At 63.0% G+C, this 25,983-nt stretch carries 14 protein-coding genes, 2 rRNA genes and 3 pseudogenes (1 of these 19 cut by a window edge); 17 read left to right on the forward strand and 2 right to left on the reverse strand.

Going from position 1 to position 25,983, the window contains the following annotated elements; all coding sequences use genetic code 11:
* The 6 genes and pseudogenes from ABKF58_RS10715 to ABKF58_RS10740 form a co-directional block, all read left to right on the forward strand.
* A 23S ribosomal RNA gene (locus ABKF58_RS10715) occupies positions 1 to 2,759 on the forward strand; it begins 132 nt to the left of the window's first position.
* Between the two features lie 118 nt (positions 2,760 to 2,877).
* A 5S ribosomal RNA gene (rrf, locus tag ABKF58_RS10720) occupies positions 2,878 to 2,991 on the forward strand.
* A 314-nt stretch (positions 2,992 to 3,305) separates the two neighbouring features.
* Positions 3,306 to 3,452, forward strand: coding sequence for a hypothetical protein (locus ABKF58_RS10725; protein ID WP_482580650.1), 147 nt, complete (start codon positions 3,306 to 3,308; stop codon positions 3,450 to 3,452).
* A gap of 185 nt (positions 3,453 to 3,637) precedes the next feature.
* The gene (putA, locus tag ABKF58_RS10730) at positions 3,638 to 7,255 is read left to right on the forward strand and encodes a trifunctional transcriptional regulator/proline dehydrogenase/L-glutamate gamma-semialdehyde dehydrogenase (protein ID WP_482580651.1); all 3,618 of its coding nucleotides are present in this window, start codon (positions 3,638 to 3,640) and stop codon (positions 7,253 to 7,255) included.
* Positions 7,256 to 7,395: 140 nt separating this feature from the next.
* Positions 7,396 to 8,617 (forward strand): annotated as a pseudogene (locus tag ABKF58_RS10735) (branched-chain amino acid ABC transporter substrate-binding protein).
* A gap of 68 nt (positions 8,618 to 8,685) precedes the next feature.
* The gene (locus tag ABKF58_RS10740; protein ID WP_482580652.1) at positions 8,686 to 9,714 is read left to right on the forward strand and encodes an adenosine deaminase; all 1,029 of its coding nucleotides are present in this window, start codon (positions 8,686 to 8,688) and stop codon (positions 9,712 to 9,714) included.
* A gap of 50 nt (positions 9,715 to 9,764) precedes the next feature.
* On the opposite strand, the gene ABKF58_RS10745 is transcribed toward ABKF58_RS10740, so the two are convergent.
* The gene (locus ABKF58_RS10745; RefSeq protein WP_482580653.1) at positions 9,765 to 10,337 is read right to left on the reverse strand and encodes a cysteine hydrolase family protein; all 573 of its coding nucleotides are present in this window, start codon (positions 10,335 to 10,337) and stop codon (positions 9,765 to 9,767) included.
* Between the two features lie 133 nt (positions 10,338 to 10,470).
* Between ABKF58_RS10745 and ABKF58_RS10750 the strand changes: the two genes are divergently transcribed.
* The 5 genes from ABKF58_RS10750 to ABKF58_RS10770 all read left to right on the forward strand — a co-directional run bounded on the left by ABKF58_RS10750 (position 10,471) and on the right by ABKF58_RS10770 (position 17,283).
* On the forward strand, positions 10,471 to 10,842 hold the full coding sequence (locus tag ABKF58_RS10750; RefSeq protein ID WP_482580654.1) for a cysteine-rich CWC family protein: 372 nt from the start codon (positions 10,471 to 10,473) through the stop codon (positions 10,840 to 10,842).
* A gap of 189 nt (positions 10,843 to 11,031) precedes the next feature.
* Positions 11,032 to 11,667, forward strand: a complete 636-nt coding sequence (locus tag ABKF58_RS10755) for a DUF1326 domain-containing protein (protein ID WP_482580655.1) — start codon at positions 11,032 to 11,034, stop codon at positions 11,665 to 11,667.
* Between the two features lie 19 nt (positions 11,668 to 11,686).
* On the forward strand, positions 11,687 to 12,496 hold the full coding sequence (locus ABKF58_RS10760; RefSeq protein WP_482580656.1) for a DUF2182 domain-containing protein: 810 nt from the start codon (positions 11,687 to 11,689) through the stop codon (positions 12,494 to 12,496).
* Positions 12,497 to 12,506: 10 nt separating this feature from the next.
* Positions 12,507 to 15,053: a cation-translocating P-type ATPase gene (locus ABKF58_RS10765; protein ID WP_482580657.1), complete on the forward strand. Its 2,547-nt coding sequence runs from the start codon at positions 12,507 to 12,509 to the stop codon at positions 15,051 to 15,053.
* Positions 15,054 to 15,303: 250 nt separating this feature from the next.
* Positions 15,304 to 17,283 (forward strand): methyl-accepting chemotaxis protein, encoded by a 1,980-nt coding sequence (locus tag ABKF58_RS10770; RefSeq protein WP_482580658.1) that lies wholly within the window; start codon positions 15,304 to 15,306, stop codon positions 17,281 to 17,283.
* 342 nt (positions 17,284 to 17,625) lie between these two features.
* On the opposite strand, the pseudogene fabI reads toward ABKF58_RS10770, so the two are convergent.
* Positions 17,626 to 18,415, reverse strand: a pseudogene (fabI, locus tag ABKF58_RS10775) (enoyl-ACP reductase FabI).
* Between the two features lie 230 nt (positions 18,416 to 18,645).
* Between fabI and ABKF58_RS10780 the strand changes: the two are divergent.
* The 6 genes and pseudogenes from ABKF58_RS10780 to rho all read left to right on the forward strand — a co-directional run bounded on the left by ABKF58_RS10780 (position 18,646) and on the right by rho (position 25,923).
* The gene (locus ABKF58_RS10780) at positions 18,646 to 20,445 is read left to right on the forward strand and encodes an extracellular solute-binding protein (protein ID WP_482580659.1); all 1,800 of its coding nucleotides are present in this window, start codon (positions 18,646 to 18,648) and stop codon (positions 20,443 to 20,445) included.
* A complete protein-coding gene (locus ABKF58_RS10785) occupies positions 20,445 to 21,500 on the forward strand; it encodes a microcin C ABC transporter permease YejB (RefSeq protein WP_482580660.1) in 1,056 nt (351 codons plus the stop codon). The genes ABKF58_RS10780 and ABKF58_RS10785 overlap by 1 nt, the downstream gene beginning before the upstream one ends.
* Positions 21,497 to 22,516 (forward strand): ABC transporter permease, encoded by a 1,020-nt coding sequence (locus ABKF58_RS10790; RefSeq protein WP_014087996.1) that lies wholly within the window; start codon positions 21,497 to 21,499, stop codon positions 22,514 to 22,516. The genes ABKF58_RS10785 and ABKF58_RS10790 overlap by 4 nt, the downstream gene beginning before the upstream one ends.
* Before the next feature lies 1 nt (position 22,517).
* Positions 22,518 to 24,087, forward strand: a pseudogene (locus ABKF58_RS10795) (ABC transporter ATP-binding protein).
* Positions 24,088 to 24,215: 128 nt separating this feature from the next.
* Positions 24,216 to 24,542, forward strand: a complete 327-nt coding sequence (trxA, locus tag ABKF58_RS10800; RefSeq protein WP_008954264.1) for a thioredoxin TrxA — start codon at positions 24,216 to 24,218, stop codon at positions 24,540 to 24,542.
* 124 nt (positions 24,543 to 24,666) lie between these two features.
* The gene (rho, locus tag ABKF58_RS10805; RefSeq protein ID WP_008954265.1) at positions 24,667 to 25,923 is read left to right on the forward strand and encodes a transcription termination factor Rho; all 1,257 of its coding nucleotides are present in this window, start codon (positions 24,667 to 24,669) and stop codon (positions 25,921 to 25,923) included.
* Positions 25,924 to 25,983: the final 60 nt, after the last annotated feature.

The raw sequence follows: 25,983 nt of genomic DNA on the forward strand, positions 1-25,983 counted from the left end.
CTAGCAATAGGTACTCCTTGCTGAACACATAGGCAAGGTAGAGCGAACGCGGAGAACTGAAACATCTAAGTACCCGCAGGAATAGAAATCAACCGAGATTCCGTCAGTAGTGGCGAGCGAACGCGGAACAGCCTGTACGTGTTATGGATTGTGTTAGTGGAAGGCCCTGGAAATGGCCGCCATAGTGGGTGATAGCCCCGTACACGAAAACGCATTCCAAGGACTAGGCGTACGAGAAGTAGGGCGGGACACGCGAAATCCTGTCTGAAGATGGGGGGACCATCCTCCAAGGCTAAATACTCGTGATCGACCGATAGTGAACCAGTACCGTGAGGGAAAGGCGAAAAGAACCCCGGGAGGGGAGTGAAATAGAACCTGAAACCGGATGCATACAAACAGTGGGAGCCTCGCAAGGGGTGACTGCGTACCTTTTGTATAATGGGTCAGCGACTTACGTTCAGTAGCGAGCTTAACCGAATAGGGGAGGCGTAGGGAAACCGAGTCCGAATAGGGCGCTTTAGTTGCTGGGCGTAGACCCGAAACCGAGTGATCTATCCATGGCCAGGATGAAGGTGCGGTAACACGCACTGGAGGTCCGAACCCACTAGTGTTGCAAAACTAGGGGATGAGCTGTGGATAGGGGTGAAAGGCTAAACAAACTCGGAGATAGCTGGTTCTCCCCGAAAACTATTTAGGTAGTGCCTCATGTATCACTTCCGGGGGTAAAGCACTGTTATGGCTAGGGGGTCATTGCGATTTACCAAACCATGGCAAACTCTGAATACCGGAAAGTGCGAGCATGGGAGACAGACGGTGGGTGCTAACGTCCATCGTCAAGAGGGAAACAACCCAGACCGCCGGCTAAGGTCCCAAATGATCAGTTAAGTGGTAAACGAAGTGGGAAGGCCTAGACAGCCAGGATGTTGGCTTAGAAGCAGCCATCATTTAAAGAAAGCGTAATAGCTCACTGGTCGAGTCGTCCTGCGCGGAAGATGTAACGGGGCTCAAACTGATAACCGAAGCCGCGGATTTGCACGCAAGTGCAGATGGTAGGGGAGCGTTCTGTAGGTCTGTGAAGGTGTGTCGTAAGGCATGCTGGAGATATCAGAAGTGCGAATGCTGACATGAGTAGCGATAAAGCGGGTGAAAAGCCCGCTCGCCGAAAGCCCAAGGTTTCCTACGCAACGTTCATCGGCGTAGGGTGAGTCGGCCCCTAAGGCGAGGCTGAAAAGCGTAGTCGATGGGAAACGGGTCAATATTCCCGTACTTTCGTATAGTGCGATGTGGGGACGGAGAAGGTTAGGTCAGCCAGGTGTTGGATGCCCTGGTTCAAGCCGGTAGGTGGAAGGAGTAGGCAAATCCGCTCCTTTGTTAACACCGAGACGTGATAACGAGGTTCTACGGAACCGAAGTGACTGATACCACGCTTCCAGGAAAAGCCACTAAGCTTCAGCTATACGAGAACCGTACCGCAAACCGACACAGGTGGGCAGGATGAAAATTCTAAGGCGCTTGAGAGAACTCAGGAGAAGGAACTCGGCAAATTGATACCGTAACTTCGGGAGAAGGTATGCCTCTTAAGGTGTAGGACCTCGCGTTCGAAGCCTCGAGAGGTCGCAGAGAATCGGTGGCTGCGACTGTTTATCAAAAACACAGCACTGTGCCAACACGAAAGTGGACGTATACGGTGTGACGCCTGCCCGGTGCCGGAAGGTTAAGTGATGGGGTGCAAGCTCTTGATCGAAGCCCCGGTAAACGGCGGCCGTAACTATAACGGTCCTAAGGTAGCGAAATTCCTTGTCGGGTAAGTTCCGACCCGCACGAATGGCGTAACGATGGCCACACTGTCTCCTCCTGAGACTCAGCGAAGTTGAAATGTTTGTGAAGATGCAATCTCCCCGCTGCTAGACGGAAAGACCCCGTGAACCTTTACTGTAGCTTTGCATTGGACTTTGAACAGACTTGTGTAGGATAGGTGGGAGGCTATGAAACCAGGACGCTAGTTCTGGTGGAGCCGTCCTTGAAATACCACCCTGGTGTGTTTGAGGTTCTAACCTTGGTCCGTGATCCGGATCGGGGACAGTGCATGGTAGGCAGTTTGACTGGGGCGGTCTCCTCCCAAAGTGTAACGGAGGAGTTCGAAGGTCACCTAGGTACGGTCGGAAATCGTGCTGATAGTGCAATGGCATAAGGTGGCTTAACTGCGAGACCGACAAGTCGAGCAGGTGCGAAAGCAGGACATAGTGATCCGGTGGTTCTGAATGGAAGGGCCATCGCTCAACGGATAAAAGGTACTCCGGGGATAACAGGCTGATTCCGCCCAAGAGTTCACATCGACGGCGGAGTTTGGCACCTCGATGTCGGCTCATCACATCCTGGGGCTGTAGCCGGTCCCAAGGGTATGGCTGTTCGCCATTTAAAGTGGTACGTGAGCTGGGTTCAAAACGTCGTGAGACAGTTTGGTCCCTATCTGCAGTGGGCGTTGGAAGTTTGACGGGGGCTGCTCCTAGTACGAGAGGACCGGAGTGGACGAACCTCTGGTGTACCGGTTGTCACGCCAGTGGCATTGCCGGGTAGCTAAGTTCGGAAGAGATAACCGCTGAAAGCATCTAAGCGGGAAACTCGCCTGAAGATGAGACTTCCCTGAGGGCTTGACCCTCCTGAAGAGTCGTTCGAGACCAGGACGTTGATAGGTCGGGTGTGGAAGCGCTGTGAGGCGTGAAGCTAACCGATACTAATTGCTCGTGAGGCTTGATCCTATCATTTGAGTGGCTTGGGCCACGCGGTGAATAGAGTGTGCGACGTACAATCGATTACCCAATTCGAAATGGAAGCTGAGAGGCTTCCAGGCTTCTTCCAGTTTGTTGACAGTTTATGTCTGGCGGCCTTAGCGAGGTGGTCCCACCCCTTCCCATCCCGAACAGGACCGTGAAACGCCTTAGCGCCGATGATAGTGCGGCATTGCCGTGTGAAAGTAGGACACCGCCAGACTCCCCTCAAGAAAGCCCAGCTCATCCGAGCTGGGCTTTGTGCTTTGCGCCGGCAGAATGCATCCTCCACCGCGTCCACCTTCCCCCTCTCCGCAGACGGCAAGAAAAAGGCCGGATTACCGGCCTTGGTGCTGCGCGTTTCTCCCTCTCACACTGACGGCTTGGCTGAAGAACCGGCCGTGACGTCCCGTCAGCGCGGTACCCCAATAAAACTCTGATCGAATGGCTGATCGAAAGTGCAGCCCTGCCTAGCCTCACCTGATGGTGACGTGCACCATTACCTCAAGGTCGGCGTGGTGGCACAGCATCTCGATCATGGACGACAGCGCCGATCGATTTTTGGCTATTCGGGCAAGTTTGCTGGTGCCGGTGGCTTTAGCGCTACTTGCCATTCCCCGGCTTTTTCCCCTCTTTGTTTTTGTTGCCTTGTTCCCATCCCAATATTTTCGTCTACAACGATAGGGCGTTGTTCGTTGCCTTCATGCAACATTTGACGCGTTGCTCGCTGGGCACTTGCGCTCGTTTTCACCGATTTTCCAGCTTTCCTGACGTGTCGCCGCTATATTTCGCCAAGGTTAAAAAATAATGTATACAATAGGCAAAAATTCATTGTTAGCCAAAGCTGATACATAGAGCAGGAGTTCAAGATGCAATTCGAGGTGTTTGCCCATACCCAGTCGCCTCTCCGGGACGCGATCACCGCGGCGTACCGCCGGGACGAGCGGGAGTGTGTACAGGCTTTGCTGCCGCAGGCGGCGATGAGCGAGGCGGAGGTGCGTACGGCTCAGGATCTGGCGCGTCGTCTGGTGTCGCGTGTTCGCAAGGAGCGGACCCGGGCCAGCGGGGTGGACGCCTTGATGCACGAGTTTTCGTTGTCGAGCCAGGAGGGGATCGCCCTGATGTGCCTGGCCGAAGCGCTGCTGCGCATTCCCGACAAGGAGACGGCCGATCGCCTGATCCGCGACAAGATCAGCAAGGGTGACTGGAGTGCTCACCTGGGCAATAGCTCGTCGTTGTTCGTCAACGCGGCGGCATGGGGCTTGCTGGTGACCGGCAAGCTGGTGGCGTCTCACAGTGCGAAAGGGTTGTCGGCGGCGATGACCAAGCTGATCGCCAAGGGTGGCGAGCCGCTGATCCGCAAGGGTGTGGACATGGCGATGCGCATGCTGGGCAAGCAGTTCGTGACCGGCGAGACCATCGGCGAGGCGCTGGACAACGGTGTCGAGCGCGAGTCGCGCGGCTACCGTTTCAGCTACGACATGCTGGGCGAGGCGGCGATGACCGAGGAGGACGCGCAGCGCTACCTGGACGATTACGTGATGGCGATCCACGCCATCGGCAAGGCGTCCAACGGCCGTGGCGTCTACCAGGGGCCGGGTATTTCGGTGAAACTGTCCGCCATCCATCCGCGCTACGCCCGCGCCAAGCATGAGCGCATGATGGGCGAGCTGCTGCCGCGCCTGAAGCAGCTGTTCCTGCAGGCCAAAGAATACAATATCGGTTTGAACATCGATGCCGAGGAGGCTGACCGCCTGGAAATCTCGATGGACCTGGTCGAGGCTTTGGCCAACGATCCGGACCTGGCCGGTTTCGAGGGCATCGGTATCGTGGTGCAGGCCTATCAGAAGCGCTGTCCTTATGTCATCGACTTCCTGATCGATCTGGCGCGCCGCACCAAGCATCGTTTCATGGTCCGTCTGGTGAAGGGCGCCTACTGGGACGCCGAGATCAAGCGTGCTCAGGTGGATGGCCTGCCGGGCTACCCGGTGTACACGCGCAAGGTTTACACCGACGTGTCCTACCTGGCCTGCGCCAAGAAGCTGCTGTCGGCCCAGGACGCGATCTATCCGCAGTTCGCCACGCACAACGCCTACAGCCTGTCGGCCATTCACACGCTGGCCGGTGACAAGGATTATGAATTCCAGTGCCTGCACGGCATGGGCGAAACGCTGTACGACCAGGTGGTCGGTTCGGCCAACCTGGGCCGAGCCTGCCGTATCTATGCCCCGGTGGGCTCGCACGAAACGCTGCTGGCGTACCTGGTGCGCCGTCTGCTGGAAAACGGCGCCAACTCGTCGTTCGTCAACCGCATTGTCGACGAGTCGGTCTCGATCGACGAACTGGTGGGCGATCCGGTGGCCGAGGCGGCGCGTCATGGTGGCCAGCCGCATGCCAAGATTGCCTTGCCGCTGGAACTGTACGGTAGCGAGCGGGCCAATTCGCGTGGCCTCGACCTGTCCAACGAGCAGCTGCTGGCAACCTTGCAGATGGGGCTGATCGACTCCGAAAAACAGAGCTGGCAGGCTTGCCCGTTGCTGGGCGATGGCGAGGTGACCAGCGCCGAACCGCTGCCGGTGCGCAATCCGGCCGATCGCAACGACGTCGTCGGCCAAGTGTATGAAGCGACCGAGGCCGACGTGGCGCATGCGCTGAATCTGGCCGAAAGCGCTGCCGCGGCCTGGGCCGGCACGCCAGTGGCCGAACGCGCCGCCTGCCTCGAGCGCATGGCGACGCTGATGGAAGACAATATGCCGGCGCTGATGGGGCTGGCGGTGCGCGAGGCCGGCAAGACGCTGACCAACGCGATTGCCGAGGTGCGTGAGGCGGTCGATTTCTGCCGCTACTACGCCGCCCAGATCCGTGCCGAGTTCAAGAACGACAGCCATGCGCCGCTGGGTCCGGTGGTGTGTATCAGCCCGTGGAACTTCCCGCTGGCGATCTTCACCGGCGAGGTGAGCGCGGCGTTGGCCGCCGGCAACCCGGTGCTGGCCAAGCCAGCCGAGCAGACCAGCCTGATCGCGGCGTTTGCCGTGCGTCTGTTCCACGAGGCCGGCGTGCCGCGCCAAGTGCTGCAATTGCTGCCGGGCCGAGGCGAGGTGGTCGGTGCGGCGCTGACGCGTGACCCGCGCATTCAAGGGGTGATCTTCACCGGCTCGACCGAAGTGGCGCAGATCATCCACCGCACCCTGGCCCAACGTGGCGGCGAGGTGCCGTTGGTGGCGGAGACCGGCGGCCAGAACGCGATGATCGTCGACAGCTCGGCGCTGCCGGAGCAGGTGGTGACCGATGTGCTGTCCTCGGCCTTCGATTCGGCGGGCCAGCGCTGTTCGGCGCTACGTGTGCTCTACCTGCAAAGCGACATCGCCGACAAGGTGATCCGCATGATCAAGGGGGCGATGGACGAGCTGACCGTGGGCAATCCGGCGCACCTCACTACCGATGTGGGGCCGGTGATCGATGCCGAGGCCCAGCAGAACCTGCTGGCACACATCGAGAAGATGAAGCCGCGCGCGCGCTGGACCTATCAGACCAAGTTGGCCGAAGATGCCGGGCAGGGTACCTTCGTGCCGCCGACGATGTTCGAAATCGACAGCCTGAAAGACCTGACGCGCGAGGTGTTCGGCCCGGTGCTGCATGTGTTGCGCTTCGAGGCATCCGACATCGACCGCGTGGTGGACGAGATCAACAGCACCGGCTATGGTCTGACCCACGGCATCCACAGCCGTATCGACGAGACCATCGACCGCATCGTGTCGCGCATCAAGGTCGGCAACGTCTACGTCAACCGTAACATCGTCGGTGCGGTGGTCGGGGTGCAGCCGTTCGGCGGCGAGGGCAAGTCCGGCACCGGTCCGAAGGCGGGTGGGCCGTTCTATCTGTATCGTCTGACCCGTGCCAAGTGGCAGCCGGCGCTGAAGCTGACCCCGCAACCGGCTGAGCTGCCGGCGCTTCAGAAGCTCGACGCCGAGCTGGGTGGATTCGGGCTGGATGCGTCGACACAGTCCCGCCTGCGTCAGGCGCTGGGCGAGGCGAGCCGGCACACGCCGCTGGCGCATGCGGTGGAACTGCCGGGGCCGACCGGTGAGAATAACGGGTTGCTGTTTGCTCCGCGCGGTAAGATCGGTTGCGTGGCGTCCTCGACCGAAGGCCTGCTGCAGCAGTTGATCGCGGTGTTTGCCACCGGCAACCGGGCCGTGCTGGAGGATGGCGAGGGTGCACGCAAGCTGGCCGCGAAGCTGAACGGTTACGTCGAGCTGAGCCGCGATGTGGCCGAAGCCGAGGTGGCCGGGGTGCTGTTTGCCGGCGAGACCGCGGCGGCCGATCAGTTGCAGCGCCGCCTGGCGGCACGTGACGGCGCGCTGATCCAGTTGCTGGCCGTGGAACCGGGCGCTATCAACTTGCACCGGCTGGTGGTGGAGCGTGCCGTTAGCGTAAATACCACGGCTGCCGGCGGAAATGCCAGCCTGATGAGCATGGGAGACTGATCGGGCTTGTCATGGGGTGGCGGCGTTGGAATAATGCCGCCACACGTTTTACAAAGCGTTTTCTATTAACTGCAGTGACATCTACGCCACGTTACCCCATGGTGTGGGAAAAAATCCTGACTACAAACAGAGGAAAAACGATGCAAGTGACCAAGCTGACCACGATCTCGTTCGCCGTAGCTGCCGCCCTCGCGGTATCCGCCTGCGGCAAAAGAAGAACCGGCTGCCGAGCAGGCTGCCGGTGGCGCCCCGGCTGCCGAAACGGTCAAGATCGGCTTTGCTGCCCCGCTGACTGGCCCGCAGGCCCACTACGGTGAGGAATACAAGAACGGCGTAACGCTGGCGATCGAAGACGCCAACGCCGAGAAGCCGACCATCGGTGGCAAACCGGTAACCTTCGAGCTGGATGCCCAGGACGACCAGGCTGACCCGAAGACCGCTACCCAGCTGGCCCAGAAGTTTGTGGACGACAAGGTGGTCGGTATCATTGGCCACTTCAACTCCGGTTGCGCCATCCCGGCCTCCAAAATCTATTCCGATGCCGGTATTCCGATGATCGCCATGGCGACGTCGCCGGTGTTCACCGCCCAGGGCTTCAAGAACACCTTCCGTTCGATGACCTCCGACACCCAGCAGGGTAGCGTGATGGGCAAGTTCGTGGTGGATACCCTGAAGGCCAAGAAGGTCGTTATCGTTGACGATCGCACGGCCTATGGCCAAGGCCCGGCCGACGAGTTCGAAAAGGCGGTCAAGGCAGCCGGTGGTGAAGTCGTCAAGCGCGAATTCACCAACGACAAGGCCACCGACTTTGCCGCCATTCTTACCTCGATCAAGGGGGTGAGCCCGGACGTGGTCTTCTACGGTGGTGCCGACGCCCAGTCCGCCCCGATGGCCAAGCAGATGAAGCGTCTGGGTCTGAAGGCCCCGCTGATCTCGGGCGAGATGACGAAGACCCCGACCTTCCTGCAACTGGCCGGCAAGGAAGCCGAAGGCTCGATCGCCTCCCTGGCCGGTCTGCCGCTGGACCAGATGCCGAAGGGCAAGGACTATGAAGCCCGCTACAAGGCGCGCTTCAAGATGGACGTCGCCACCTATTCCCCGTACGGCTACGATGCGACCCGTGCCCTGATCCAGGCCATGAAAGACGCCAACTCTTCCGATCCGAAGGCGTACATGCCGGTTCTGGCCAAGATCAAGTACTCTGGCGTGACGTCGTCCAACTGGACCTACGATGACAAGGGTGACCTGAAGGATGGTGGCATCACCGTCTACAAGGTGGAAGGCGGCCAGTGGAAGGTCATGCAGACCATCGGTGGTGGGGCGGCCCCGGCTGCTCCGGCCGCCGCTTCGGCTGCTCAGTAATCCTTCCTGGCTCAGGAAACCGCAACGGCGCAGTGTATACTGCGCCGTTTTTTCATTGGAGAACGATCATGGCCCATCAGGATGTCGACGATCTGATCCGCCGTTTGCCCAAGACCGAACTGCACCTGCATATCGAGGGCACGCTGGAGCCTGAAATGATGTTCACACTGGCGCAGCGCAACGGCATCAGTCTGCCCTACGCCAGCGTCGAGGCACTGCGCGCGGCCTACGATTTCAGCAACCTGCAGTCCTTTCTCGACCTCTACTACGCCGGGGCCGGCGTGCTGCAGACGCGGCAGGACTTCTACGAGCTGACCCGCGCCTACCTGCATCGTGCCCACGCCGACAACGTGGTGCACGTCGAGATTTTCTTTGATCCGCAGACGCACACCGCACGTGGCATTCCCTTCGCCACCGTGCTGGACGGCATCCGCGAGGCGCTGGACGAGGCCGGCCGCGCGTGGGGCATGAGCTCGCGCCTGATCCTGTCCTTCCTGCGCCACCTGTCCGAGGACGAGGGCTTCGCCACCCTGGCCGAGGCCTTGCCGCACCTCGACCGGATCGACGGCTTCGGGCTCGATTCGAGCGAGCTGGGCCATCCGCCGTCCAAGTTCGCCATGCTGTTCGCGCGCTGCCATGAGCTGGGCAAGCCGTGCGTGGCGCACGCCGGCGAGGAGGGGCCGCCCGAGTACGTATGGGAGGCGCTGGAACTGCTCAAGGTCTGTCGGATCGATCACGGTGTGCGCAGCCTGGAAGACCCGGCGCTGGTGAAAAGGTTGGCCGAAGCCAGGATGCCGTTGACGGTGTGCCCGTTGTCCAACGTGCGCCTGAAGGTGGTGGACGAGCTGGCCCGACACAATCTGCGCCAGCTGCTGCAGGCGGGTCTGAAGGCGATGGTGAATTCCGACGACCCGGCCTATTTCGGCGGCTATCTCAACGCCAACCTGCTGGCCTGCCGCCAGGCACTCGATCTGAGCGCGGACGAGGTGGTGTCGCTGGTCAACAACAGCTTCGAGGCGAGCTGGCTCGCCGAGGATGACAAGCAGCGCTGGCTGGCCGAGGTGAGGCGTATTCACGCGGAGTGGCTGGCGGCCTGATGGGGTCTTGGCATGGCGGGTTGGCCGAAGCGGCTTTCGGCCAACCTTCGTTATTGCCCGAGTGCGGCCAGCAGCGTGGCACAATCGGTGACGGCGCAGTACTCGCCGTCCAGGTTGGCCAGGCTCATCGCGTGCACCTCGTCGGCGCTGCGCTCGACGCCGTTCCAGTCGCGGCGGTTGAAGGTGAAGCAGCCATCCGCCGGCAGTTGCACGCGAAAGCCGAGGTTGCCGGCCATGCGCACGGTGGCCTCGATCGAGTTGTTGGTGATGACCCCGAGCACCACCAGCGAGTGCAGGCCGGCGCGACGCAGGCGCTGCTCGAGGTTGGTGCCGACGAAGGCGTTGTTGGTGTGCTTGGCGATGATCAGTTCGTCCGCTTGCGGCTCGAAACCTGCCTTGAAGGAGTGCCCCGGCTGACCGGGGCGATAGTGCGAGCCGGCTTCCTGCGAGTCGTGGCGCACGTGGATCACCGGCCAGCCGCGCTGGCGCCAACGCGTCAGTAGCGCCTGCATGCGGGTTTCGGCGTGCGGGTTGTTGCGCACCCCCCAGTCGGGGTGGTCGATGGCGCGTTGCAGGTCGATCAGCAACAGCGCACTGGGGGCGGGCAGGGCGATCGCGGTCATGGACAGCTCCGGGACGGGGCGTTCCAGCATAAGCGATGCCCCATGCCCTGTCATGGCAACAGGGCCCGGCCGCCTCGCCCGAGGCGTTGCCTTCTGTCCGCGACCATGTCCAAAATTTCTCCGGAGGATGCCGATGAGCACCAGCAAGCCGATTCCATCGCCTTGCATCCAGCAATGCCGGCTCGACGACGCCGGCCAGAGCTGTCTCGGCTGCCGCCGCACGCTGGATGAGATTGCCGGCTGGTCTGGCTTCGACGAGATGCAGAAGCAGGCGGTATGGGCCCGGCTGCTGGCCTTGCCGCTGCCGGTGGTCGGCAAGCACTGCCCGCGCTGCGGGGCGGCGTTCCGGTGTGGCCAAGGCGGGCCGGGTGGGGGCTGCTGGTGCAGCGAGCTGCCGGCGGTGCTGCCACTCGTGCCGAGCGGCGGCGATTGCCTGTGCCCCTCCTGCCTGCGCGACACCCTGCGCCAAGCCTACGCCGCGCGCGGCTTGTCCGCTCCGTTCTGAGCACCACCGTCGTCGTATGGCCCGATGCGGGCAGGGTCACCGCCGACTGCCCGTGCATGTATCATCCGCCTCCCGATATTTCCTGCCGGTACGCCTTGTTCCGGCCGCTGTCGGCGGTGCCATCTGCTAGCTTTAAAGTGAACACCAAAGCGTAGTGCGATGGCGCTAGCCGGACAGGAGGGTGTTGTGATGGACATGATCGAGTGGCGCCTGCAGGGCGTCGAGTTTGCCACCTGCAATTGCAACTGGGGCTGCCCCTGCCAGTTCAGTTCGCCGCCGACGCAGGGTAAATGCGAGGCGGTGGTGTCGATGCGTATCGACCAGGGACAGTTTGGCGAGGTCAATCTGGACGGCTTGTGCTGGGTCGGCGTCTTCGCCTGGCCCGGTGCCATCCACCAGGGTAACGGCAGCTGCCAGATCTATATCGAAGACAAGGCCAGCCCGGCGCAGCGCGAGGCGCTGCTGACCATTCTTTCCGGGCAGCATTCCGACCCTGGCGCCAACGTGTTCCAGATCTTCAGCACCACGCTGAGCCAGCTGTACGAGCCGCAGTTTGTGCCGATCTCGTTTGCGGTCGACCCCGATAACCGGCTGGCCACGACGTCGATTGCCGGCGTGCTGGAGGCGAGCGGCGAGCCGATTCGCAATCCGGTGACCGGCATGGCGCAGCGGGCGCGCTTGACGTTGCCGGACGGCTTCGAGTTCACCGAAGCCGAAATGGGCAGCGGGCACTTCGCCACCCACGGTGCCCTTGCCATTGCTTCCCCGAAAGGACACGCGCACTTCGCGCGCCTGCACATGACGGGCCACGGTGTGGTGCGCTGAACCCGTGTCGATGAACGGCATGCCGCGATCCGAACCGGCCGCCGCGCCGCCGCCGCTGCGCGACCGGTTGCACCCGGAGCAGTGGCCGGTGTTGCTGTGCCTGCTCGGGGTGGCCGGGCTGGCCTGGCTGGCGCTGTGGCGACTGAGCCAGAACATGCCGGCGATGGGCATGGCGGGAATGGCCGGCATGGTGATGACCGGGCCGATGGCGATGTCGTGGCAGCCGGCCGACTTCCTGCTGACCTGGGCCATGTGGGCGACGATGATGGTCGGCATGATGCTGCCCAGCGCCTTGCCGATGATCCTGTTGTACCAGCTGGTGGCAGGCCAGCGGCAGTCGCGCCGTGCCGCCGCCGGGCAGGTGGCGCTGTTCTCCTCCGCCTACCTGCTGGTGTGGAGCAGCTTCGGCATCGCCGCCACGGCGCTGCAATGGGCGCTGGACCAGGCCGCCCTGCTGACCCCCGAACTCGCCAGCGCCAATGTCTGGCTGGGCGGCGGCATCCTGATGCTGGCGGGTATCTACCAGTGGCTGCCGTTCAAGCAGGCCTGCCTCGGCCACTGCCGCTCTCCGCTGGGTTTCGTCATGGGGCACTGGCGTCCCGGTGCCGCCGGGGCGCTGCGCATGGGGTTGCTGCATGGCCTGTACTGCCTGGGCTGCTGCTGGGCGGTGATGGGGCTGCTGTTCGTGGTCGGGGTGATGAACCTGCTGTGGGTGGCGCTGCTCAGCGTCTTCGTGCTGTTGGAAAAACTGCTGCCGCTCGGCCGTTGGGGAGGGCGCCTGAGCGGTGCCCTGCTGATGGCCTGGGGGGCAGTGCTCTGGCTGCACTGAGTCCGCCACGATGTCCCCGGAGAGCCCCCTCGCTGCCGCCAATCACGGACCGGATGGCCTGAGCGACACCGAGGCCGCCGCGACGCTGGCCCGGGTTGGTCCCAACACCCTGTTTGTCGAACCGCGCCGTACCTTGTGGCGGCTGACGTGCGAAATCCTGCGCGAACCGATGTTCCTGCTGCTCTTGGTGGCGGGGTCGATCTACCTGCTGCTCGGCGATGTTCGCGAGGCGCTGCTGTTGCTGGGGTTCGTGCTGGTCATCGTGCTGATGACGGTGCTGCAGGAGCGGCGCACCGAGCGCGTGCTGGAAACCCTGCGCGAACTGGCGAGCCCGCGCGCCGTGGTGCGCCGTGGCGGGGTGCAGAAAACCGTCGCCGCCTCCGAGCTGGTGCCGGGCGATATCGTGTTGATCGGCGAAGGTGACCGGGTGCCGGCCGACGGCGAACTGCTGGTGGCCAACGAGCTGTCGCTCGACGAGTCGCTGCTGAGCGGCGAATCGGTGCCGGTGCGCAAGCTGGCAGGGCTCGCCGGCACGAGCCGGGCCGGTGGCCCGGGGGGCGACGATACGCCCTTTGCCTACGCCGGTTCGCAGGTGGTGCAGGGGCAGGGGGTGATGCGGGTTTGTGCCACCGGCCTCGAGACCGAGCTGGGCAAGATCGGCAAGATGCTGGGCACGATCGAGCAGCCCATCTCCCCACTGCAGCAGGAAACGCGTCGTTTTGTCCGCGAGCTGGCCATCTATGGGCTGATGTTGAGCCTGGTCGTGCTGGTGTTGTACGGGATCACCCGCGGCGACTGGCTCGCGGGTCTGCTGGCCGGCATCACGCTGGCGATGGGCCTCTTGCCGCAGGAGTTCCCGGTGATACTGACCGTGTTCATGGCGCTGGGCGCACGCCGTCTGGCTCATGACCGCGTGCTGACACGGCGCCTCAACGCCATCGAGACGCTGGGGCAGACCAGCGTGCTGTGCGTCGACAAGACCGGCACCCTGACCCATAACCGCATGGCGGTGCGCCAGCTCTACGTCGACGGCCGCACGCTGGTGGTCGACGACGCCCTCTCCACGCTCGACGAGCCTTACCACGAACTGCTCGAATACCTGATCCTGGCCAGCGAGATCGACCCGATCGACCCGATGGAGCGGGCCTTTCACCACTTCGGCCATAGCTACCTGGCCGGCACCGAGCACCTGCGTCCGGACTGGGCGCTGACCCAGGAGTACGAGCTGACGCCGCAGTTGCAGGCCATGAGCCACGGCTGGATCGCGCCGGACCGCGACTACTACCCGGTCGCCAGCAAGGGCGCGCCGGAGGCCGTGTTCGACCTGTGCCACCTGCCCGAGGCGCAGTGTGTGCAACTGCTGCGCGAGGTCGAAACGTTGGCCGAACAAGGCCTGCGCGTGCTGGCGGTGGCCAAGGCCCGCCATGACGGCGTGGAATGGCCGGAGAGGCAGCACGATTTCGATTTCGAATTCCTCGGTCTGGTCGGCCTGGCCGACCCGGTCCGTACCGAGGTGCCCGAGGCCATCGCCCAGTGCCGCGAGGCCGGGGTGCGGCTGGTGATGATCACCGGGGACTATCCCGTCACGGCACAGGCGGTGGCACGCCAGGCCGGCATTGACGATGCCTTGGTGGTCAGCGGCGACATGATGGAGCAACTGGACGACGCGGCGCTGCGCGGCGTGGTGCAGCAGGCCGAGGTCTTTGCCCGCGTGCGGCCGCACCAGAAACTGCGCCTGGTCGAGGCGCTCAAGGCCAACGGCGAGGTGGTGGCGATGACCGGCGACGGCGTCAACGATGCCCCGGCGCTGCGCGCGGCGCATATCGGCATCGCCATGGGGCGGCGCGGTACCCAAGTGGCGCGTGAGGCGGCGGCGCTGATCCTGCTCGACGACAACTTCACCGCCATCGTCGCCGCGATGCGCCAGGGGCGGCGTATCTACGACAATCTGGTGAAGGCGGTCACCTACGTGATTGCCGTTCACGTTCCCCTGATCGGCCTGACCGTGGTGCCGTTGTTGCTGGGGTGGCCGCTGCTGCTGGCACCGGCGCACGTGGTGTTTCTGGAGCTGGTGATCGACCCGGTCGGCTCCATCGTGTTCGAGAACGAAGCCGCCCATCCCCGCGTGATGCGCCGTCCGCCACGGGTGGTGGGCGAGCCGCTGTTCTCGCCGCGCAGACTGGCGCGCAGTCTGTGGCAAGGGGGCGTGTTGTTTGTCGGCGTGCTGGCGCTGTATGCCGCGGCGATACGCCTGGGCAGCGCAACGGACGCGGCGCGCAGCATGGCGTTCCAGACGCTGGTGATGGGCAACCTGGGCCTGGTCTTCCGCAATCGCCACCCCGGCGCGCTGCGCCAGGAGCAGAACCGCGCCTTGTGGTGGGTGGTCGGCCTCACCCTCGCCATGCTGCTGCTGGTGACCCAGCTGGCCCCGCTGGCCGCCTTGTTCCATTTCGGAGCGGTGACGCCATGGCAGTACCTCTACTGCCTGCTCGCGGCCGGCGTCATTTATCTGCTGGCCGGGGTGGTTAGGCAAGCCAAAGACCCGCTGGGGTCCTAGCCTGTCTTAGGCGTTGCTGGCCTCGTCCCTGCCCGAGAAAGCCACACGACTCGATGCTCCGAGAGGGGGGACGGAGTTCTGATTAAGGATTCTGGCCAGATATGGTAAAAAAGTTTTTTATGTGGGGCTTTATTTAAACAAGAAATGTAAAGTTTTTTATGTTACTAATTGGTTTGATTTGCCTCAATTTTAAATGGATGTACTTTCCATAATATTTATACGGATAACATATTATGGATGGCGGTACATCATGTTTTCGACCATTGGAAAGCGGCTGGTACTACTTATGCTAGTGCCCTTGCTGGTGTTGTCTTGTTTTTCTCTTTTGCTGATCTGGCAAAACTATACCCAGTACCAAAAAGCCAGGACGACACGGCAGCTAATGGAAGTGGCCATCTCGACGGGTAATCTGATCCACACATTACAAATAGAGCGCGGCGCATCGGCTGGTTTTTTGCAGTCACATGGAGCCAAGTTTGCCGACAAGTTACCGACCATCCGGCAAGCCTCCGATCGCAACTTGCAGGCTTATCGAGACGCCATTTCGCAAGACCGGGCGTTGCTTGACCCGTCGATGATCCAGGATGTGCAAGGGCCGTTACAGCAACTGGCGGACTGGCGTTACAAAATTACCCAGCAAACTATACTGCCGGGTGAAAGCTCGACGTATTTCACCCATACTATCGCCCAACTGCTCAAAAATATTACCGCCTTGGGACTGCAAAACGATCAGGCCGATATCGTGCGTCGTTTACAGGCCTATCAAACGCTGATTTTGGCCAAGGAAAATGCCGGTCTGGAACGGGCATTGTCGGTGCCGGTATTTATCGGCGATCACGTGGCGTGGCCGCAGTACCGTCTGATCCTGTCCAAGATTGATAGCCAGAATATTCTGTTGGAGGTGTTCACTGCGCTGGCCAAACCGGACGAGGTGGCGGGCGTCGCCAAAGTTATGCAAAGCCCGCAAGCACGCCAGGTGCAGCAATTCCGCGATGTAATGGCGCTGCATTTCGCCGCGGGCGGCTTCGGGGTCAACGCGGAGCAGTGGTTCGTTGCCATCACCGCCAAAATCGATGCCCTGTTTACCGTCGAGCAGCAGTTGACGGCCAATATCCAGGCCCAGACGCAGGCCCAGGAGGAACTGGCGTGGCGCCAGCTGTGGTTCGTGGTCGTGGCAGGGGGAATGACCATGCTGTTGACGGCCCTGGTCGGGATGTGGGTCGGGCGCAGTATCGGCCGCCCCCTGTTGAATGTCGCCGATGCAGTCGAGCAAACCGTCGCCAACCGCGACCTGTCCCGCACGGTTTCGGCCAAGGGCGTGCTTGAAGCCCGGCAGATCGCGACCGCCTTCAACCATATGCTGCAGTCTTTCTCGCGCTTGATCCAGGATACGCAGAGTTGCGGCCAGAACATGGGGGCGGTCGCCTCGCAACTGGCAGGGAGTAGCGTGCAGGTGAAGCAAAGCGCGCAGCTACAGTTTGAAGCGACCTCTTCGGTGGCGGCCGCGGTGGAGCAGACGTCGGTCAGCATGAGCGGAGTGGCCGGCAGCGCCCGTTCGGTGATGGAACTGGTGCATCAGACCCGGACCGAAACGGGCCAGGCCCTGCACGTGATGCATGAAACCGTACAGCAGGTTCGGCAGATTGCGACCCAGATTCACGAGTCGAGCGGTAACATCAGCTTGCTCGACGACAGTTCCAAACAAATCGGCGGCATCATCAATGTCATCAAGGAGATTGCGGAGCAGACCAATCTGCTGGCGCTCAATGCGGCCATCGAGGCGGCGCGGGCCGGCGATATGGGGCGTGGTTTCGCCGTGGTGGCGGATGAGGTCAGGAGCCTGGCGGTACGCACCGCTACGGCGACCGGCGAGATTGCCGTGCTGATACAGGCGGTGCAGCAGCGCATCGATACCACCGTCAGCGGTATGCAGCGAGCCGACCAACTCTCCCAGATCAGCTTGCAGTCGGTCAGTGCCAGCGAACAGGGCTTGGGGCATATCGACGAGGGGTCGCAACGGATCTCGCAACACATGCTGAATATTGTCGGGGCGATCGACGAGCAGGATCAGGCCTTGCGCGGCATCGCGCAGAACATCGAGCAAATCGCCAGAATGACCGAGGAAAACAGTGTTGTGGCAAACAGCAATAGCAGCCACGCCGAGAGTCTTGACCAGCTATCGGGGCGCCTGGCCCAGGCGGTCAGCCAGTACCGTATCGCCATGGTGTGAGCGCTCAATTTCCCGCCGTTTTCCCGGTGCTCGGCCAGGGGGTCCCGTCAGCGCGGGATTGTGCGTGTATCGGTCCACTCTCGCCGGTCGTTCCCCGGTAACGGCTTTGCAAGGGGGAACTGGCGTCACTCTATATCGTGGGACCGGTTTGGGATGGGCCGCAATATAAAAGGGGCATCAATCTGGAATTGATGCCCCTATGTGATGGTGCAGATGATCAGAATTTCGGGTGGTCAAAGCTCACTGGGTGCTGCCGGAACAGAATGCCATCGTTTTTAAAACGGTCATGGCATTTTATGAGCAGCGCCCCCCGTTTCTGCACCGCACGTACGCGCCGAGTACTTACTCTTCCGGCACGTTCATCGAGTTGATGTTGAAACCGCCGTCGACGTAGGTGATCTCGCCGGTGATGCCGGAGGCCAGGTCGGACAGCAGGAAGGCGGCGGTGTTGCCGACTTCTTCGGTGGTCACGTTGCGGCGCAGGCAGGACTGGTTGGCGGCGATCGACAGCAGCTTGGAGAAGCCCGAGATGCCGGAAGCGGCCAGGGTCTTGATCGGGCCGGCGGAGATGCCGTTGGCGCGGATGCCGTCCTTGCCGACGCTGGCGGCCAGGAATCGCACCGAGGCTTCCAGGCTGGCCTTGGCCGAGGCCCATCACGTTGTAGTGCGGGATGGCACGCACGGCGCCGAGGTAGGACAGGGTCAGCAGGGCGCCATTGCGGCCCTTCATCATCGGGCGGGCAGCCTTGGCCAGCGCCGGGAAGCTGTAGGCAGACACGTCGTGGGCGGTGTGGAACGCTTCGCGGCTCAGGGCGTCGAGGAAGTCGCCTTCCAGCGATTCGCGCGGGGCGAAGGCGATGGCGTGCACCAGGCCGTCCAGGCCGTCCCAATCCTTGCCCAGATCCACGAACAGTTGCTCGATGTCGGCATCGTTCTGCACGTCGCAGCGGTACACCAGTTTGCTGCCGAAGTCGGCGGCCATTTCCCGCACACGGTCTTCCAACTTGTCCACCACGTAGGTGAACGCCAGTTCCGCGCCTTGACGATGACAGGCCTGGGCAATGCCGTAGGCGATGGAACGGTTGGAGATCATGCCGGTAATAAGAATTTTTTTGCCTTGCAGGAAGCCCATCTTGAGTCCTTCACGGTGTAAACAGGGCCGCATTATAACCAAGGCTGTGCCCTGCCTGACAGTCGGACGAGGCTGCAAGGCCGATTTTTTTGGTTTTCAAGCGCGGTAGCCTAGGGTAAAACAGCGACAGCATGCCGTCATGGCGCCGGGAACTGTGCTGGGCGACGACGGTTCAGAGCATTCTCGGGCCGGTCCGCCAGGGGGCGGCCGGATCAGAACAAGAAGGTGACATGCGTATTTTGCTGCTGATAGGGGTGGTGGGGGCGTTGCTGGCCCGGCTGGCTGTGGGGGCACCGGCGCTGGCGCTGGGCTACGCGCCAAAATACCCGCCGAACTTCACTCATTTCGATTACGTCAATCCGGCCGCGCCCAAGGGCGGGAGGCTGGTGCTGCCGGCGCTGGGCAGTTTCGACACGCTCAACCCGTTTACCCTGAAGGGCGACAAGGAGGCGGGGGTCGGGACGCTGGTGGTGGAGACGCTGATGACGCAGGGCGAGGAGGAGCCGTTCACCGTGTACGGGCTGCTCGCCGACGACATCCGGCTCGCCGACGATGGACTGTCGGTGAGCTTCCACCTCAATCCGCGCGCGCGCTTCTCCAACGGCGACAAGGTCACGGCCGAGGACGTCAAGTTCTCGTTCGACACGCTGACGCGTGACCCGACCGCCTCGCCGTCGTACCGTTTCTACTGGGCTGACGTGGCGCGCGCCGTGGTGCTGGACGCCGCCAACGTGCGCTTCGACTTCAAGCGCCGCAACGCCGAGTTGCACCTGATCATCGCCCAGCTGCCGGTGTTCTCGCACAAGTGGCTGCCGCCCGGCACCAAGCTGGGCGACCGCGTGCTACAAGCGCCGATCGGCTCCGGCCCCTACCTGCTGGAACAGTACGATCAGGGCAAGTTCTCCCGCTTTAGGCGCAACCCGGCGTACTGGGCGGCCAACGAGCCGGTGCGGCGCGGCATGTACAACTTCGACACCATTCTCTACCGCTACTACAAGGACGAGACGGCGCGGCTGGAGGCGTTCAAGGCCGGGGAGTTCGACCTGTCGGTGGAAAACGTCGCCAAGCAGTGGGCGCGCGGCTACCTCGGCAGCAAGTTCGAGGATGGCCGTATCGTCAAGAAGACGCTGCCGCACGGCAGCTCGGCCGGCATGCAGGGCTTCGTCTTCAACCTGCGCCGACCGCTGTTCCGCGACAAGCGCGTGCGCGAGGCGTTGACGCTGGCGTTCGACTTCGAATGGACCAACCGCCAGCTGTTCTACGGCCAGTACCAGCGCAGCGACAGCTACTTCACCAACAGCGAGCTGGCGGCCAAGGGGCTGCCGGGGCCGGACGAATTGGCGCTGCTGAACCCCTTGCGCCGCAAGCTCGACCCCGAGGTGTTCGGCCCGGCGGTGGAGCCGCCCAAGGTTGGGGGCCGCTACGGCGTGCGCACCAACCTGCGTCAGGCCCGCCAGTTGCTCTACCAGGCCGGCTGGCGCTACCAAGGCGGGCGCTTGGTGGACAAGCAGGGGCAGCCGTTCGAGTTCGAATTCCTGTCCTACTCGCGCACCTACGAGCGCATCGTCGCCTCGTGGCAGAAGCATCTGGCCAAGCTCGGCATCACGCTGACGGTACGCGTGGTCGACCCGGCCATCTACCAGCGCCGTCTCAACGATTTCGACTACGACACCACGGTGGTGGTGTACGGCGCCAGCCAGAGCCCGGGCAACGAGCAGTTGGGCTATCACGGCAGCGAGGCGGCGCGTACGCCCGGTTCGAGCAACTGGGCCGGCGTGGCCGACCCGGCGGTCGACGCGCTGTTGCAGAACTTCCTGCACTTCAAGACGCGCCGCGACCTGATCGCCGCCAGCCGGGCGCTCGACCGCGTGCTGCGCGTCGGCCGCTACGTGGTGCCGAACTGGCACATTCCCTACCACCGGGCGGCATGGTGGAACCGCTTCGGCCAACCTTCCCGCCTGCCGCGCTACTACGACGCCACCAGCTGGGCGATCGAAACCTGGTGGGCCAAACCGCAGGAGGCACGCTGATGTGGCATTACATTCTCAAGCGCTTGCTGCTGATGATCCCGACCCTGGTGGGCATCCTCGCCATCACCTTCGCCATCATCCAGTTCGTGCCCGGCGGGCCGGTGGAGCAGATGGTGCAGCAGCTGACCCATGCCGGCGTCGCCGGCGAGGCGGCGCAGGGCGGCGGCAACAGTCCGTTCAAGGGCCGTGCCGGGCTGAGCCCGGAGGAGCTGGCCGCGCTCAAGGCGCAGTACGGCTTCGACAAGCCGGCGTTGCAGCGCTTCGGCGACATGCTGGTGAAGTTTTCCCGCTTTGACCTGGGCGAGAGCTTCTTCCACCACGAGTCGGTGTGGGCGTTGATCGTCTCCAAGCTGCCGGTGTCGATGAGCATCGGGCTGTGGAGCTTCTTCATCACCTACCTGGTGTGCATTCCCTTGGGCGTCAGCAAGGCGGTGCGCGACGGCTCGCCGTTCGACCTGTTCACCAGCACGGTGATCCTGGTCGGCTACGCCATTCCCGGTTTCGTGCTGGGGGTGGCGCTGTTGGTGCTGTTCGGCGGCGGCAGCTTCTGGCAACTGTTCCCGCTGCGCGGGCTGGTCAGCGAAAACTGGGCCGACCTGGGGCCGCTCGACAAGGTGCTCGACTACCTGTGGCACATCACGCTGCCGGTGACCGCCTCGGTGGTGGGCAACCTGGCGGTGATGACGATCCTGACCAAGAACGTGTTCCTCGAGGAAATCCGCCGCCAGTACGTCTATACCGCACGCGCCAAGGGGCTGTCCGAGCGGCGCATCCTCTACAAGCACGTGTTCCGCAACGCGCTGATTCCGCTCATCACCGGCTTTCCGGCGGCGTTCATCGGCGCCTTCTTCAGCGGCAGCCTGCTGATCGAGACGCTGTTCTCGCTCGACGGGCTGGGGTTGTTGTCGTACGAGTCGGTGATCCGCCGCGACTACCCGGTGGTGATGGGCTCGCTCTACGTGTTCACGCTGATGGGGCTGGTGGCCAAGCTGCTGTCGGACCTGTCCTACGTGCTGGTCGACCCGCGCGTCAGCTTCGAGGAGGGCGGGCAATGAGTCTGACTCCCGGCCAGCGCGCTTGGCGCCGCTTCAAGGCCAATCGCCGCGGCTACGTCAGCCTGTGGCTGTTCGCCATCCTGTTCGTGCTCACGCTGGGCGCCGAACTGCTGTCCAACGATCGGCCGCTCGTGGTGCGCTACCAGGGCGAGTTCTACTACCCGGTGCTGTTCGAGTACAACGAGACGGTGTTCGGCGGCGATTTCGATACCCCGGCCGACTACCTCGACCCCTACATCCGCGACCGGCTCTCCGCCAACGGCAATTTCGCCGTGTTCGCGCCCAACCCCTACAGCTACAACACGCTCAACTATTTCGCCAAGGCCCCCAACCCGGCGCCACCGTCTTCGGCCAACCTGTTCGGCACCGACGACCGCGGCCGCGACGTGCTGGCGCGGCTGATCTACGGTTTCCGGCTGTCGGTGCTGTTCGCGCTGGCGCTGACCGTGGTCGGCACGCTGGTCGGCATCGTGCTGGGCGGGCTGCAGGGCTATTTCGGCGGCCGGCTCGACCTCACGTTGCAGCGCGTGATCGAGATCTGGGGCAGCCTGCCCGAGCTCTACCTGCTGATCATCCTGTCGTCGTTCTTCAACCCCAGCCTGACCTTGCTGCTGGTGCTGTTGGCGCTGTTCGGCTGGATGGGGCTCGCCGACTACGTGCGCGCCGAGTTCCTGAAGAACCGCCAGATGGACTACGTGCTGGCGGCGCGCTCGCTCGGGCTCGCCGATCGCCAGATCATGTGGCGCCACGTGTTGCCCAACAGCCTGACGCCGGTGCTGGCCTTCCTGCCATTCCGCGTCAGCGGCGCCATCCTGGCGCTCACCAGTCTCGACTTCCTCGGCCTCGGGGTGCCGGCCAGCACGCCGAGCCTGGGCGAGATGCTGGCGCAGGGCAAGGACAACCTCGATGCTTGGTGGATCGCACTCTCCACCTTCACCGTGCTCACCGTCACGCTGCTGTTGTTGATCTTCATCGGCGAGGGGCTGCGCTCGGCACTCGATACACGCAAGGGCTGACATGGACCAACTGCTGTCGGTAGAAAACCTGCACGCCGGTTTCGGCTCCCGCGTCGCGGTGCGCGGCGTGAGCTTCACCGTGCGCGCCGGGGAAAAGGTGGCGCTGGTGGGGGAATCCGGTTCCGGCAAGACCGTCACCGCACAGGCGCTGATGCGCCTCAATCCGGACGTGACGCTAACCGGTGCTGTCCGTTTCAATGGGGAAGAGCTGCTCGGCGTGCCGGAACGCCGTCTGCGTCAGCTGCGCGGGCGCGAGATGGCGATGATCTTTCAAGAGCCGATGTCAGCCCTCAACCCGGTGTACACCATCGGCAACCAGATCATGGAGACGCTCAACCAGCACTTCGGGCTGGCACCGCGCGAGGCGCGCCGCCAGGCGATTGCCTTGCTGGCCCGCACCGGCATCCCCGACCCGGAAATCAAGGTCGACGCCTATCCCTTCCAGCTCTCTGGAGGCCAGCGCCAGCGTGCCATGATCGCCATGGCACTGGCCTGTCAGCCCAAGCTCCTGATCGCCGACGAGCCCACCACCGCGCTCGACGTCACGGTGCAGGCGCAGATCCTCGCCCTGCTCGACGAACTGCAGCGCGACCTCGGCATGGCGGTGCTGTTCATCACCCACGACCTCAACCTGGTGCGGCGCTTCGCCGACCGCGTGGCGGTGATGAAGGACGGCGAAGTGGTCGAAACGGGCACAGTGGCCGAGGTGTTCGGCCAACCCGCGCACCCCTACACCCGCGAGCTGCTGGCGAGCCGTCCTGACACCCTGGACGACGCCCCCGGCCAGTGCCGCGCCACGGCTGCAGGCCGAGTCGATCCGGGTCGCCTTCAGCCGCCGCCGCGGCTGGTTCGGCAAGACCGTCACCCCGGTGCTGCACGGCATTAGTCTCGGCGTCCCCGCCGGACGCACCCTCGGTATCGTCGGCGAGTCCGGCTCCGGCAAGACCACGCTCGGGCTGGCGCTGACGCGGCTAATCGAGGCGGAAGGGCAGGTCACGCTCGACAGCACCCGGCTCGACACGCTCAGCGGGCAGGCCCTGCGCGCCTCGCGTCGCGACTACCAGGTGGTGTTCCAGGACCCGTTCGCCTCGCTGTCGCCGCGCCTGACCGTGGGCCAGATCGTCGGCGAGGGCGTGGCGCTGCATTTTCCCGAACTGGATGAGACGGCGCGACGCCAGCGTGTGCTCGATACCCTGACCGAAGTCGGGCTGGCCGCCGACAGCGTTGACCGCTACCCGCACGAGTTTTCCGGCGGGCAGCGCCAGCGCATCGCCATCGCCCGCGCCCTGGTGCTGCGCCCCAAACTGATCCTGCTCGACGAGCCGACCAGCGCGCTCGACGCCACGCTGCAAAAACAGGTGCTGCAATTGCTGCGCCGGCTGCAGCACAAGTACGGCCTGAGCTACCTCTTCATCAGCCACGATCTGGCGGTGATCCGCGCCGTGGCGCACGAGGTGCTGGTGCTGAAGGACGGCAAGGTGGTCGAATCCGGGCCGACGCGGCGCGTGTTCGAGGCTCCCAGCCAGCCCTACACCCGCGATTTGCTCGCGGCGGCCCTGCTGGGGACTTGAAAGCACGGTGCCCAGCCTCATTATTATTGGCATGAAGCCGGTAGGGTTGCCCCTGGGGTCCGTGCTTGCTACCATCCCTTGTGCCATGCCGTTTGCCGGCAACAAGACAAAACCATCGAGAGGAAGATATGAGCGATCTGATCCAGCACGTGACCGACGATTCTTTTGAGCAGGACGTACTGAAGGCCCAAGGCCCGGTGCTGGTCGATTACTGGGCCGAGTGGTGCGGTCCGTGCAAGATGATCGCCCCTATCCTGGACGAAGTGTCGAAAGAGTACGACGGCCGCCTGAAAGTGGTGAAGCTGAACATCGACCAGAACGAGCAGACTCCGCCGAAATTCGGCATTCGCGGCATCCCGACGCTGATGATCTTCAAGGACGGCAACGTGGTTGCCACCAAGGTCGGCGCGCTTGCCAAGAGCCAGCTGACGGCGTTTATTGACAGCCACATTTAAACCGCCTATCCTTCTGTCAAATTCTTCACCAGCGGGCGACATCACTGTCGCCCGCTCCGTATCCGCTTCACACTCCTTGTCGAGCACTCCCGCTTAATCCGTATTCGAGTCGACCACGGCTGCCATGCACTTATCTGATCTAAAACACCTTCCTGTTACCGAACTCGTTGAGAAGGCCATTGCCAACGAGATCGACGGCGCCAACCGCCTGCGCAAGCAAGACCTGATTTTTGCCCTGCTGAAGAACCAGGCCAAGAAAGGCGAGAGCATTTTCGGAGACGGTACGCTGGAGGTGCTGCCGGATGGTTTCGGTTTCCTGCGCAGCCCGGATTCCTCGTACCTGGCCGGCCCGGACGACATCTACGTCAGCCCGAGCCAGATCCGCCGCTTCAACCTGCATACCGGCGACTCGATCGAGGGCGAAATCCGCACCCCGAAAGACGGCGAGCGCTACTTTGCGCTGGTGAAGGTCGACAAGGTCAACGGCGGCCCGCCGGAGAACGCCAAGCACAAGATCCTGTTCGAGAACCTGACGCCGCTGTTCCCGACCGAGCGTCTGGTGCTGGAGCGCGACATCCGTGCCGAAGAGAACATCACCAGCCGCGTGATCGATCTGATTGCGCCGATCGGCAAGGGCCAGCGTGGTTTGCTGGTGGCTCCGCCGAAGTCCGGTAAAACCGTGATGCTGCAAAACCTGGCGCACGCCATCACCGCCAACCATCCGGAAGTCGAGCTGATCGTGCTGTTGATCGACGAGCGTCCGGAAGAAGTGACCGAGATGACCCGCTCGGTGCGCGGCGAAGTGGTGTCGTCCACCTTCGACGAGCCGGCCACCCGCCACGTGCAGGTTGCCGAGATGGTGATCGAAAAGGCCAAGCGCCTGGTCGAGCACAAGAAGGACGTGGTCATCCTGCTCGACTCGATCACCCGTCTGGCGCGTGCCTACAACACCGTGATCCCGGCCTCCGGCAAGGTGCTGACCGGTGGTGTCGATTCCAACGCGCTGCAGCGCCCGAAGCGTTTCTTCGGTGCTGCGCGCAACGTGGAAGAGGGCGGCTCGCTGACCATCATCGCCACCGCGCTGATCGATACCGGCTCGCGCATGGATGACGTGATCTATGAAGAGTTCAAGGGTACCGGCAACATGGAGATCCACCTCGACCGCCGCATGGCCGAGAAGCGGATCTTCCCGGCGATCAACATCAACCGCTCCGGTACCCGCCGCGAAGAGCTGCTGATTCCGCAGGACCAGCTGCAACGCATCTGGGTACTGCGCAAGCTGCTCTACCCGATGGACGATCTTGAGGCGATGGAATTCCTGCAGGACAAGATGCGCGCGACCAAGAACAATCTCGCGTTCTTCGATTCGATGCGTCGCTGAAGCGGCCGCCATTCACCAGCAGCGCCGGGCTTTCGAGTCCGGCGTTTTGTTATTGAGCAA

This window comes from Pseudogulbenkiania sp. AW2-16 (genome assembly GCF_056824575.1).